Consider the following 13,534-nt stretch of genomic DNA (forward strand, 5'->3'; position numbering starts at 1 on the left):
GCCTGCGGCGCGCAAGCCTCGCCATCGCCCGCCACGACGCGGCTATCGGTAAGTCGCACGGGCCAGCGTGGGCCCACCGACCTACCCACGCCCTGGCCTCCGGCTACCGACTTCGAGGTGGTTACGCCATCTCGACTCACGCATGTCGGGTTGCATGCGTCACAGTCGCTGCAACAGATCTTGCTTCAACGTGACTCCCTATTTTCGACGGAGATCAGCAGCCCGGCCCCCGCGCCGAGGAAGACCGTTCAACTCGTGCTTCAATGTGGCTCCGTCATTTCGACGGAGATCAGCCGGTCGTCGAGAACGACCCGCCACCACCGCCGCCGCCGCTTCAATGTGGCTCCGTCATTCCGACGGAGATCAGCCGGAGCGCAGGCATGAATCCCAACCAAGACCCGAGTGCTTCAATGTGGCTCCGTCATTTCGACGGAGATCAGCACATCACCCACACCTACCTGGCGGCCACCAGCAGCCAGGCTTCAATGTGGCTCCGTCATTTCGACGGAGATCAGCGATGGCGCAAGGAAAACAACGTTTGATAGTGTTGCATGCTTCAATTTGGCTCCGTCATTTCGACGGAGATCAGCGAGGAGGTGTTCGGGCGTCCGTGCCCGCATCCCATCGCTTCAATGTGGCTCCGTCATTTCGACGGAGATCAGATAGCAGCTCGGTTCACCCCCGCCGGCGACTGGTCGCTTCAATGTGGCTCCGTCATTTCGACGGAGATCAGCCGGCCGATCCGCGGACCGTGCGCCGAATCCTGGCGGCTTCAATGTGGCTCCGTCATTTCGACGGAGATCAGCAGTTACTCGCCCGAGTCGCTGTTCGTCGACCCATCGGCGCTTCAATGTGGCTCCGTCATTTCGACGGAGATCAGCCATCACCCGCGCCCTACCCCGCGACCGATTCCTCGCCGCTTCAATGTGGCTCCGTCATTTCGACGGAGATCAGACAGCCGCACGGCCAGCGGTGCGGTAGCAACAACCGCCCTGCTTCAATGTGGCTCCGTCATTTCGACGGAGATCAGGAGCCCATGGCCGCCAGCGCAGACGCCGACCAGATCGCTGCTTCAATGTGGCTCCGTCATTTCGACGGAGATCAGCAGCTCGCGACGTTCTCCACGTCGGCGACGTGGACGGCTTCAATGTGGCTCCGTCATTTCGACGGAGATCAGCCGCAAGGGGCAGGACTGGGGCAAGGTCGGCACCGATGCTTCAATGTGGCTCCGTCATTTCGACGGAGATCAGCCACCGTGCTGCCGAACGACTGCATCACGCTGTTCGGGCTTCAATGTGGCTCCGTCATTTCGACGGAGATCAGCACCGTGCTCGACGAGGACCGGTGGAAGTGGCTCGGGCTTCAATGTGGCTCCGTCATTTCGACGGAGATCAGAAGCAGGACATCATGGTCGGGTCCGCGGATTTCGTGATGGCTTCAATGTGGCTCCGTCATTTCGACGGAGATCAGCTGCCTTAATTTCTGGAGAAATATAATTTCTATCTTGCTTCAATGTGGCTCCGTCATTTCGACGGAGATCAGGCGGCCAACCTCCCGCGCGGTGTCGCATTCGCGACGGTGGCTTCAATGTGGCTCCGTCATTTCGACGGAGATCAGCTGCTGCCACCGGACGCCGCCGAGGTCGGTGTGCACCTCGCTTCAATGTGGCTCCGTCATTTCGACGGAGATCAGGCCCGGGCGTGTCCGCCTCGACCACGCTCGGGACCGGCTTCAATGTGGCTCCGTCATTTCGACGGAGATCAGCCGATCCCCGACGGGCACGGCGGGTACAAGAAGAACAGGCTTCAATGTGGCTCCGTCATTTCGACGGAGATCAGACCAGCGCCCACCGCGCGCCACCGCCGGGGCACAGCCGGGCTTCAATGTGGCTCCGTCATTTCGACGGAGATCAGCTGCTGTCCGGGATGGGCGCGGAGGTGAAGCGCCGCCGGCTTCAATGTGGCTCCGTCATTTCGACGGAGATCAGCACCTGCCGCGCGGAGTTCTGGGCCCAGTACAGCCAAAGGCTTCAATGTGGCTCCGTCATTTCGACGGAGATCAGCGGAGGATCGTTCGACGGGCACAACTTCGAGTTCTATCGCTTCAATGTGGCTCCGTCATTTCGACGGAGATCAGGCGGAGATTCTTGCCCAACGGCACCCGGAGCAGGTTCGCTTCAATGTGGCTCCGTCATTTCGACGGAGATCAGCGAGAAGTCGACCACATCCGCAACGTCAAAAGCGGCGGCTTCAATGTGGCTCCGTCATTTCGACGGAGATCAGCCGTGGTGTCCCGGGGCGCGCTGGTGCTTACGTTCGGCTTCAATGTGGCTCCGTCATTTCGACGGAGATCAGATTGCGGTCGTTGCTGGCCGACGGTGATTACACCGGGCTTCAATGTGGCTCCGTCATTTCGACGGAGATCAGGAGTTCGCGAATCAGGCCGGTGAACAGCGATCCGCGGCTTCAATGTGGCTCCGTCATTTCGACGGAGATCAGCGCGGATGCGCCGGCGTCGCCGTTTCCGGCGAAGCCGCTTCAATGTGGCTCCGTCATTTCGACGGAGATCAGCCGCGAAATCACCGTACGCAAGCCCGGAATCGCCGGGCGCTTCAATGTGGCTCCGTCATTTCGACGGAGATCAGCCCACACGAGACAAGGCACTGACATGGTGAACATGGAGCTTCAATGTGGCTCCGTCATTTCGACGGAGATCAGCCGGAGTCGTCGTGGGAGTGGTACCAGCGCAACTACTGGCTTCAATGTGGCTCCGTCATTTCGACGGAGATCAGGGAGCTTCGGAAGTCTCCGTACGTCGAAGTGATCCTCGAGCTTCAATGTGGCTCCGTCATTTCGACGGAGATCAGATGGGCGACGCCCGCCGCGCAATCATCACCCCGCCCGCCGCTTCAATGTGGCTCCGTCATTTCGACGGAGATCAGTCACGAGAATGTCGAAACCGGCGGCGCGGCCGACGCTTCAATGTGGCTCCGTCATTTCGACGGAGATCAGACGCAGGCGGCCAGATCGACCGGCTGGTCCGACACGCGCTTCAATGTGGCTCCGTCATTTCGACGGAGATCAGCGGGTGAGTTCGACACGTGGCAAGCCGCAATGGAGTTCGCGCTTCAATGTGGCTCCGTCATTTCGACGGAGATCAGCTTGTCCGCGACCCGTAAACCTGCCCGCGCCGATGCTGCTTCAATGTGGCTCCGTCATTTCGACGGAGATCAGCCGGAGTGGTTCGAGGAGATCTGGCAGCGCCCCGTGCTTCAATGTGGCTCCGTCATTTCGACGGAGATCAGCTTGGACCGGGGCGAGATCCCGCCGGACCTCCGGAGTGCTTCAATGTGGCTCCGTCATTTCGACGGAGATCAGCTTGGCCGACCATGTGTCCGTCCTGCGTGGCGCCCTGGCTTCAATGTGGCTCCGTCATTTCGACGGAGATCAGTCGAGCACTTGGGCAGGAAGGACGCTCCGCGACGAGCTTCAATGTGGCTCCGTCATTTCGACGGAGATCAGCGGGGCCCCGAAGATTCGGAGACACTGACATGAGGGTCGCTTCAATGTGGCTCCGTCATTTCGACGGAGATCAGCGAACCGCATCGACAGCGACAACCTCGTTGCCACCCTGCTTCAATGTGGCTCCGTCATTTCGACGGAGATCAGCTGGTCTCCTGGCGACGCTGCTCGACAACGAGCAGGTCCTGCTTCAATGTGGCTCCGTCATTTCGACGGAGATCAGCAATACGTCCGCAGCGGCACGATGACCTACCACCGAGGCTTCAATGTGGCTCCGTCATTTCGACGGAGATCAGCACTGAATATAATTTTGAAGACAAACATTATTTGTTTAGCTTCAATGTGGCTCCGTCATTTCGACGGAGATCAGGAGGGCAACCCCGGCCGGTTGCTGGTGCCGTTCAAGCTTCAATGTGGCTCCGTCATTTCGACGGAGATCAGACGGGAAGAAGGCGTGGCGGGCTCTCCGTGGCGTCTCCGCTTCAATGTGGCTCCGTCATTTCGACGGAGATCAGGGCCCCGGCCTGCTCGCGCACCTCGTCGGCGACGCCATGCTTCAATGTGGCTCCGTCATTTCGACGGAGATCAGTGGTCTGCTCCCAGAGGTCCCGGAGCTCGTCGTTGTCCCGGCTTCAATGTGGCTCCGTCATTTCGACGGAGATCAGCTATGCGGCTCGCGTTCCATGTGTCTGACGTGCACGCGCTTCAATGTGGCTCCGTCATTTCGACGGAGATCAGGGCTCCCGAAATTTACCATGCTTGACCTGCGGTGTTGCAGCGTTCCGCGAGAGGTCCTCCGGCGATATATCGCGGAAGACCCTCCCGATAGCTCTGTGAAGGTGTCAAAGTGCGGCCTGACCTGCGTGCGAGCGCTCCCCAGGGGAAGCTCTGCGCAGTCAGCTCTCGAACCTACAGGATGGTGGGGCCATGGGCCGGGAGCCGGCGAGGCACTCCCATGGTTGTCACCTCGCTGCATGCGTGTAATGGTCCCATATCGATCACCACCACAGAGTCCTCGGAGTACTCGAGCTCGTCATGAATCTCGGTTCGCCATCTCGACTTCTCCAGCGGAGACAGGTCGCAGAGAAAGACCGAGTACTGCAAACGTTCTCCGTAGGACTCCATGACCTTGCAGACGCGTCGCAGGCGTCGAGGTTCGGCGATGTCATATGCGATGAGATGACGGCGGCGGGCCATGGCTGTTCTCCTTCTGAGGGTTTCGTGCAACTGGGTATCTGTGCGGGACCGCTACCGGGTGGACATCGGCACGTACTCGTCCAGTTCGCCGATCATGACCGCGGCGGCGATGCGAGCCTGCACATCGAGCACCCGCCGGTAGGAGATGCGGTACTTGAACACCGGGTGGGCGATCTTCACATCGAGACGGCGCTCGTATGCGGCAATCACCTTGCGTCGTCCCTGCGTTGTCAGCCAGCACCCGCCGTTGCGGCTTTCGAAGTCGCCATTGCTGATCTCACCGTTGTTGATCATGCCGATGACGGTGGAATCCGCCAGTAGGGGACGGAACTCCTCCATCAAGTCGAGAGCCAGCGCGGGACGACCGTATCGGGGCCGGTGGTAGACGCCTATGTACGGATCGAGACCAACACCGAGGCACACGGCGACGATGTCTTTCACCAGGAGCGCATAGACGTAGCCGAGCAGAGCGTTGATAGGGTCGGGTGCGGGGCGTCGTTTACGGCCGTTCTGCTCGAACCGCTCCGCCATCGCGGCGCCGGCAGGACCGATCATCCCGGCAAACCGCTCGAAGTAGAGCCGAGCTGCCGCCCCTTCGATGCCGAGCAACTCGGCCGGCGACGCCGCCTCGAGAGCTTTTCCGGCAAGCCCCGCCAAGGTGGCCGACGCCTGATCGGTCTCATTCTTGATGTTGCGGCGCAGTAAAGTTCGACAGTTTCGGATCTTTCCTGCCACCATCGCGCGGGCCATCGCGAGCGATCCGGGTCCTTCGACCGCAATCTGGCTGCGGCGCAGCTGCACGTATTTACCCATCTCGCCCTGGGCCCAGCCGCGCAGCCAGCCGTTGTAGCTGAACCACATGACCGGCACGCCCCGCGACCACAATTCGGCAAGGACCTGCGTGCTGATCTGGACATTGCCGAAGACGCACAGTTGAGCGACGTCGACCAAGCGCACTTCGTACGGCGGCGCACCCTTCTGCACCACACGCAAGCGTCCCCCGCGAATGCCGACGCTGGCGCCGTGCGTGCCCACGTACACCGGTCGGTGATCGGGATCCCGCGGAACAATCGTGCGAGGCGGCATCTGCTCGCGGGCGAGCAGGGCATTGGTCTCGTCCGGCATGCACAATCCCACCAGCGAGCATCGGGGGCACCGGTTGCTGGCCACCAGCGGAAGTGGCGGTTTGGGCGACGCTGCGACCTGCCGGGCGTCACGAGCAAATTCGAGCACGACCGCAATCTCAACGTCACTGATGGGAATGCTGATCCGCTGATGTGTCTCCGCGTAGTAGAGCACCCCACGGTTCACGGCGTAGCCGGCGTCGTGTAGTAGGGCTACCTGGGCGAAAATCTGCACCACATCCGCCGACCAGGGGTTTCCGTTTGGCGACGGAGCGCCCTTCTTGATGTCGACCGGAACGACTGTGCCGTCACCGCCGTCTTCGACACGGTCGAGCACCCCCACCAGACCGAGTCGCTCCGACTCCAGCCGCAGGGACGTCACTCGTGCGGTATCCGGCCGCTCACCGCCGAGCGTTCCGGTCCGGGTGTCGACGGCCCGGTGGGTGAAGCGACCATCCTCCGTGTCGTGACTGTCCGCCCACCGACCGTCAACCCATTCGAAATAGAACAGACGAGGACAGTAGACGAATTCATTGAGCATCCTCGCCGGAAGCAACTCCGGTGCAGTCACCGCCATCACCGACCTCACGAGATATCACCGATAACCTCGTCGCTCGAGGCAATGGAAACGGTGACACGGACCACCGACAAGTAACATCGATGTGATTTCGAGGGTGATTGCGGAGGTCATTCAATCGGCGGACGCAATACGTTTCGGCGGCCCGAAACTGCCGTATCCCTGTCCGGACCGGCCGATGCCACATTGCCATACGGCTGCAATGCCACGGGCCCGGAGCGCCTGCGGCCGGTGATCGCAGCGAGCGACGTTCTCCCCGATCAGCGTCGGGTCTGTGACAACCGCGGCGACGGTGGGGTGATCAAGCGGCCGGATCCATGTCGGCCAGCGGAACGCGCCGGCATTCCAATCGGTGTCACAAGCCGCGGTGACCACCCGAGCCCGGTCGCGACCCGGCGCCAGGGTCAACGGGTAGAAGGCCAGACCGAGAAAAGCGAGCCAATCCGCACCGGGTACACCGAGGAGCTTCTCGGTGCTCGGGGGCACCGCCCGCAACGCCCCGATCCGTTCCCCTTCCGCCTCGAAGCGCAGCGTCGACAAGGCGCTTTCATACCGCCACGGGCCGGTAATCGCCTCCTCGAGTAGATTCGGGGTCAGCGCACCGCCGATCTCGCGGACCACCTTGAGGAATTTGACCTGGCCTGCGGAGAAGTCGAAATGGGTGGGCTTGGCCTTCCCGGAGTTGTCGAATCCGCCCTCGATCACCAATGCCGACCACAGGTCGACATCAGGGTCATCGTCGGCAAGTTCTCCGATACGGGTCGCCCAGGCGGTCAACCCGTCGGCCCCACATTTCAGGGTGTCGAATGGTGCATCGGCCGGATGGTTGAGCACCGCGCCGGTCATCCGGGCATCCCGGTCCGCCAGGATCGCACTGATCAGCTGATCCCGAGTTGTGCCGTGCAGTACCGCGCGCGGCCGGAAATGCTCCGACCAGGACAGTCGAACCCCGGGGACTATTCGACGCGCCGCCTGCAGCACACCTAGCGCGGCGAGGAATCCGTGCGCGGTATCCCCGCGCAGGCGGGTTGCCTGAACGGTATCCGTCCGACTGTCCTCGACCACGGCGCTCACGCGATCACCTCCGGCAGGTTCGCGGCGTCCCGACTGGCGTGGTGATCCGCCAGTCGCACAATCGCCTCCAGCCACGCGACGCCGAACCAGCCGTAGCGACGCAGCACTGCCTCGAAGTCATCGGGCGGGCGCGCGCCCGCAGCGGCCTCCGTATAGGGAAGCATGGCTCTCACTTCACCCGCCGCCCCGACATAGGTGATATCCACAGACTGCGGGTCGATCTGCGCCGGGAAGAATGGTCGACCGTAACCGTGATGAGTTGCGACCAGCACGCGGACGAGATCCGCCGTTTCCCGGGGAAGCAATGCAACCGAGGCGACTTCATGCCGCAAGCCCGGCGGATAGCCGGCCGCGGCCCGCGCCCGGCGACTGCGCGCCCGATCCCGCGGGGAGATCGCCGATTTGGCGAGCAGAGAGCCGCCGGGGTCGAGCCGCCCCTCCCGCAGCCAGCTCTGGAAGCGGGAATCGGCTTTGCCGATGTCGTGCAACTCTCCGGCCTCCACGAGCGATTCGACCAGATCACGAGCTAATCCGACCGGCACTCCGAAAGATTCGGCGACGCGGCCGACATCAGCAAGATGGGCGTCGAGTGGGTACGCGCGGCCGGCGGTGGCACTACGTTCCGGTGTGGAGTCTATGTCGATGGCGGCCGCGCGGGCGATCACGTACACGGAGCCGCGCTCCGCAGACACGATGCGCAGATCCGCCTCTCGAAGCCCTTCCGCCACCACGCCTGCGGAATCCCACCACCGCGTCGATCGGCTCTCATCGCGGGCCCGATCGAGCCAGGCGGTAAGCCATTCACGCACCGCGAGGGCCGGGCGGACCTCGGCGGCTTCCACCAGGGCGGGTGTCGGAACGACCGCACGAAAATCCGCGGCGTTGCCCGGATCCGGCGGAGCGCCGGGATCGGCACCGACCAGTGCCGTGCGCAGCCGGAAGCGGCCCATCGCAAGCGCAGCCTCCTCGGCGACATCGACCACCGGCTCGGCCGAGAGTGGGTCCCAGGAGCCGAGGGACAGACCGCCGTACGATGTCGGAACGATCAGCGCATCGCCGGGCCGAATGTCGGTCGACTGGACGGTGACCTCCCACTGATCCTGACGGCAAACCACTACCGGCCGAATCCCGCCCCGTGACATGCCTGCCGGGGCAGCGGCCGATTCGACATCGGACAACTCGACGGCACCGGCCGTATCCGGGTGGGTTGCCAACCAAGATCGGGCGGCGGACAACGGAACCGACAACGCCTCCCCCGGGCTCGGCGGAATCGCCTCGACGAGATCCGCGATTCCCCGCTCAACGATAGAAGTGTCGTCGGAATCTCCGGCTGCCCGCCGCAGCATGAGCTCGCTGATATCACCGCGCCAGACGATCTCGACGTCCTGGTCGGGACGGCGGCCCAAGCCGTGCAGAAAGGCGTCGATATCGACGTCCGCGTCCGGCTTCGGGAACGTTCGTACCAACCGGTTGAGGTGATTGGCGGTCAACACGGGACCGCGCAGCGGCGTCGGCACCAATGCCGAACGCTCCGAGCGCTCAGGTAGATCCGACGAACCGATACCCATGTCCAGGCGCGTGCGGCCGTTGCCGGTCACCCACGCCCAGGTATTCCCCAGCGCCGCACCGTAGATCGGATCGACGTCCTTGGTCAGCCGGTCGGTGCCGACGATCGCGCTCGTCGGGCGGCTGCTCTCACTTTCGGCGGCATCGAGACGCGCGGACAGTTCGCCGAGCCGATCGACCCGGCCGAACCGTTGGATCAGAGCGTCGATAGGGGCACAATCGGTAACCATGACGTCGAAGTCGAGATCGGCGCCGGCCTCGATCGTCTGAGTGGCGACAACGATAACCTTCTCGACGGGGCGGTCCGCGGCGTCGCTACGGGGCGCTCCGGACCGCACCAGCTCGCGGACCAGCGTGATGGCCCGCTCCCGATCGAGGCCACGCATGCGGCCGGTCAGCACAAGCACCGTCGCAGAGAGCATCGGATCATCGGCCAGCGCACGTCCGATGCGCACCGCCGCCTGTACCCGGTTGACCACGACGCCGAGGGAGCGCACCTCCGGATGAAGGATCCGTTTCTTCACCTCCGCCACATGGGTTTTCACCAGAGCGTTGAGCGTCTTCTCCGGATCGGCCGGAACCTTCACCTGGACCACATCGACCGGTTTGCGGGCGGTCAGCCGCCGGCTGATAACCGGATGAGTCAAGTCATCAGCGTCGAGCGCGAAGGTCGCACCCGCGCCCGTGTCGGGCCCTCGCTCGGGTTCCTGTACCTCGGCGCCGGGCGTTGCGGACAGTTCGACCACCTGCCACCGATCGGGGAGGCCGTCGATATCGGGGCGGAAGCGGGATTCGATGCGACGCAGCAGCGTCGCGAAAGGTCGGGCGAGGTGTACCTCGTCGAGCAGCAGCAGCGCGTCATTGCCGACCAGTCCGGCGTGGATCGGCAGCATCGTGTCCGAGATGCCGTAGCCCCGGAACAGCAGTCGCGAACCGACCTGGTCGACGGTGGAGGCGACCACCGCGGGGACATCGGGTCGAGATGCCCAGTCCGGGTCCTGCTGAATCGCGCCGCGCAGCTCTGCGATCGCCAACGGCGGTGCGCCGCGCCCTCCCGTGCGGGCCCGCAGCGCTGTCCGCACCTCGGCGACCAACGAACCGTCTGCGGCGTCCTCGAGAGCGCGGCGGATATCGCGGGCATGTTCGGCGGCCTGCTGAACGATCGTGCGCCGGTCGACGACGAAGATGATGCGTCGAGGCACCGGTAATCCGGCAGCAAAGGTAAACAGGGCAATATCGACTGCGGAAGTCTTCCCACTCGCGGTCGGAAGATCCAGCAGACGCGGCCACCGCCCTTCGGAGTCGAAGAGTTGTCGCACCAGGCGACGCTGCCAGGGGAACGGCGGGAATCCGTTGATCTCCTCGAAGTACCGGTCGAACTCGGTCGGGCCGAGGCTCATCGGACCACCACGCCGCCCGGCGCGGGCAGCATCAGCCCATAGCCGAAATACCTTCCAGCGCCAACGATCAACGGACCGGCCACCGGCTCGGCAAACCGTACCGTCAGGTGGGTGGTGAACCGGCGGCGCTGCGGATCGTTGCCCACTCGGTACTGCGGGAAGGTTCGCCGTCCGGGTCTGCCGCCGCCAGCACCACCGGCGACCGGCGGGACACTCGGCCACATCGCCACCGGCGACGCCAATATCTCCACGGGTTCGGGAAGCCCGGCTCGAGTGAGCATTCCCGCGACAACGGGTGCCACCGCGGCGTTGAGGGCGTCGAAGTCCGCCGATCGGGAAACCTTCGGGTGTCGGTCGAGGGCGATTGGGGTAACGGTGGACCATTCGCGGCCGGATCGCGCCCAGAACGCGCGCGAACCCACCCGGCCCGGCGCCGCGTCACGGTCGTCGTCCGCTCGGTCCTTCGCCGCCGCACCCAGGATGCGCACAACACCGCCCGGCAGAGTCAACCGGTAGCCCTCCGACTCCGGATCCCACCACGCTGCCAACGCCTCGACCACGGCGTCGATATCCACCTGCGCGGTGCCGTCGGGAATCGTCAATGCCACAGCCCGGATCTGTCCGTCGGAATGCACATGGGTGACATTCGGAAGCGACAGCACACCCAGGTGCGAATCTGCCAATGGCCCGGTGGGCCCGGTACCGGAATCCCGACTCCGATGACCGCTCAGGAAAGCCGGAACCGGTTGCTGCGCATGACTCATCAGCGCCGCCCGCACCGCTCGGCCGATGTCGGCGGTGCGGGGCAGCGGCAGCCCGCCGCGCACCGGGAACGGCAGGACGATCCACTCGCCCGCTCCAACGGCGGCCAGCGGAGGTCCGGTACGTTCCCGGGGGCGCCGGTAGCTGCTGATCACCGCCGGCATATTGCGTTCACGTCGGCCCTGATGCCGAGCGAATTCCTCGACCAATGCCTCGTGCACTCCGTCCGTCACCGTCCGCAGCTGCACGTCACTGCGGTCTCGAGTCGGAACCCACGTCGGCCGCAGCGGCTCATCGATCAGCCGGCACGCCACCGTCGACGCCGAGTGCCCGATCCGACCGATGCGAGCAAGGATGGTGTCGAGGACGCGTGCCCGGTCGGGATCGATATCGTACGACCAGCCGTAGCGGATCACCGGGTTATCCGGGGTGACCGCCGGGAATTGGCGGGCCTGCCTATCCCGGTTGTCCGGCAGCACCTCGAGCACCGATTCGACGACCGAGCCGCTCGCGGGGATGCCGGCCGCCGTCACCCGCGCGGTGTCGGCGACCACCTTTGCTCTCGCCTTCTCGAGGGCCCGCTCGGCTGCTCCGATCTCCTTCTGCGCCGCGCCTTCCCGAAGCAGCTCATCGAGCCGGCGCTCCTTCTCGGCGATGCGCTCCCATTGTCCTTGGATATCGGCGCTCCAGGATCGCGCGTAGTTGCCGCGCACATAATGGTCGACTCCTGTGCGCGAAGCCCAAGAGTCCACGGTCGTACCGTCCGGAAGCTCGATGCGATCCGAGCATTCGATCGCCGGGGCGCCGAGGGATTCCCACCATTCCAGAGTTTCGATCTCCAACGGATCCCCGCCGGCGGTGTGTGCACCGTGCACCGCGGCGTAGAACAGCCGCGCCGGGTGCGGCGGCCACTCCGGCTCCGCCCGATCCTCGAAATCACCCGCACGGTAACGCCCACCGAGCAGCCGCACCTCGATGGTGAGCATCAGTCCTCCGCCGACGAAGCCTGCGCCGCCTCCTTGCTGCGCCGCACAAGGTCAACCAACCGCGGTGTCGGCGTCAGCTCATGTACCCCCGGCCGCCAGCCCAGGCCGGCATCCGCCGCCGCACGAGACGCCTCAGCCACCAACTCCAGCGCTTCTCGGCCGGTAAGCGAGAAGCTCTCCACCACGCCGGAACGCCCGACCGCCTCGAAAGTCTGCTCAGCGGTCGGTGCGAGCACGCATCGCGACCGCAGGTCGAAACCGGCCTCGAATGCCAGAGCCGTGGCAGCCAGACCCAGCGCCGCCAGCGTGGCGCGAGCGGCACGTTCGGCGATCTCCCGCTGCTCCCCCTGGAGCGGATGGCCCTGCGCGTCGATCGGGAAGCGCAGGCGCCGCAGGTGGATCAGCGAGATCACGGTCGTCGCCTCGATCGCCCCGGCCGTGATACCGCCGGCCCTCTCATCGATCGACGGGGTGACATTGCCGTGATTGATTTCCGACGGCCGCAGAGGTTTGGGTGTCTTGTCGGCGGCCTCGCTCTTGTTGAGAGTCCACTCACCCGATTTCGTGCGGTAAACGTCGGCGACCCGCTCGATTCCGATCGGATCGATACGCGACGACGTTTTCAAGCCGAGCGCGATGTCGGTGGCAACGATCTCACTGGTGATCGCCCGCTCGAATTTGGTACCGCGACCGCCTTTCGGTCCGGTTGAATCCCACGCACCGAACAGCAATGCCGACGGCGAGTGCACAAACAGGGCGCCGGCATTTCCGAGAGTGGCATCGGTGATCGCTTTGCCGATCGCGCCGAACCGGAAAGGCACCTCACCGTCGAGAGAATCGCGAAGGATCGCGTCGTACACGCGGTGCGGGCTCTGCAGATCGGTGATCAGCCCGAACTCGGAAAGCCCGTCGAATTCGGCAAAGTTCACCCCGATCAGTGGCAGCTCCAGCGAACCGGAATCCGTTGCGGCATAGAGCGCATCCGATAGATCATGCGCTTGAGCGGCAACCGAATTGAGTACCACCGAATCGACCCGCTCGGTTGACCCGTCGACCGAGCGAACGACACGCTTCTCCACGGCGTACTTCGTCTCCGCAGAGTCCGGCACACCATAGGTGGGCGGGAAAACCTTGGTCCCCGGACCCGCGAGGGGTTCCAGAGCGGAGACACTGCGAATCCCCGCATACTCGGAAACATGGTCGAGTAGGCGGTCGAATCCCAACGGCATTGTCGAGCCTTCCGTGCCGGCGATCACTGCAACGAACTTGAAAGCACGGTACCGGCCGAATGGAGGAACAGGCGCCAACCGGACGTCGAGTGTCGACC

Annotated in this window: 6 protein-coding genes and 1 CRISPR repeat array; all 6 genes read right to left on the reverse strand. The window is 64.2% G+C overall.

Features of this window, described 5'->3' with window-relative positions; genetic code table 11:
* The first annotated feature begins 182 nt into the window (after positions 1-182).
* Positions 183-4,259: direct repeats of the CRISPR family, unit length 36 nt; unit sequence GCTTCAATGTGGCTCCGTCATTTCGACGGAGATCAG.
* A 171-nt stretch (positions 4,260-4,430) separates the two neighbouring features.
* Positions 4,431-4,718: a CRISPR-associated endonuclease Cas2 gene (gene cas2 / locus MB1_RS13630; protein WP_066908091.1), complete on the reverse strand. Its 288-nt coding sequence runs from the start codon at positions 4,716-4,718 to the stop codon at positions 4,431-4,433.
* 51 nt (positions 4,719-4,769) lie between these two features.
* Positions 4,770-6,419 carry a CRISPR-associated endonuclease Cas4/Cas1 gene (locus MB1_RS13635; protein WP_066908094.1) on the reverse strand — a complete coding sequence of 550 codons (1,650 nt, stop codon included), beginning with the start codon at positions 6,417-6,419 and terminating at the stop codon, positions 4,770-4,772.
* 114 nt (positions 6,420-6,533) lie between these two features.
* Complete coding sequence (locus MB1_RS13640) at positions 6,534-7,493, reverse strand: type I-G CRISPR-associated protein, Cas3-extension family (RefSeq protein ID WP_066908097.1); 960 nt, start codon at positions 7,491-7,493, stop codon at positions 6,534-6,536.
* A complete protein-coding gene (gene cas3g / locus MB1_RS13645; RefSeq protein ID WP_066908100.1) occupies positions 7,490-10,459 on the reverse strand; it encodes a type I-G CRISPR-associated helicase/endonuclease Cas3g in 2,970 nt (989 codons plus the stop codon). The genes MB1_RS13640 and cas3g overlap by 4 nt, the downstream gene beginning before the upstream one ends.
* Positions 10,456-12,207: a type I-G CRISPR-associated protein Csb2 gene (csb2, locus tag MB1_RS13650; RefSeq protein WP_066908104.1), complete on the reverse strand. Its 1,752-nt coding sequence runs from the start codon at positions 12,205-12,207 to the stop codon at positions 10,456-10,458. Before csb2 ends, cas3g begins: the two co-directional genes overlap by 4 nt.
* A complete protein-coding gene (gene cas7g / locus MB1_RS13655; RefSeq protein ID WP_245650186.1) occupies positions 12,207-13,463 on the reverse strand; it encodes a type I-G CRISPR-associated RAMP protein Csb1/Cas7g in 1,257 nt (418 codons plus the stop codon). The genes csb2 and cas7g overlap by 1 nt, the downstream gene beginning before the upstream one ends.
* Positions 13,464-13,534 lie beyond the last annotated feature (71 nt).

This window comes from Millisia brevis NBRC 105863 (assembly GCF_001552615.1).
Taxonomy (GTDB): domain Bacteria; phylum Actinomycetota; class Actinomycetes; order Mycobacteriales; family Mycobacteriaceae; genus Millisia; species Millisia brevis.

What these genes read in the sequence shown, in the direction of transcription:
- csb2 (WP_066908104.1), bottom strand. Translation starts at nt 12,207, where the DNA reads ATGCTCACCATCGAGGTGCGGCTGCTCGGTGGGCGTTACCGTGCGGGT.
- cas3g (WP_066908100.1), bottom strand. Translation starts at nt 10,459, where the DNA reads ATGAGCCTCGGCCCGACCGAGTTCGACCGGTACTTCGAGGAGATCAAC.
- MB1_RS13635 (WP_066908094.1), bottom strand. Translation starts at nt 6,419, where the DNA reads ATGGCGGTGACTGCACCGGAGTTGCTTCCGGCGAGGATGCTCAATGAA.
- cas2 (WP_066908091.1), bottom strand. Translation starts at nt 4,718, where the DNA reads ATGGCCCGCCGCCGTCATCTCATCGCATATGACATCGCCGAACCTCGA.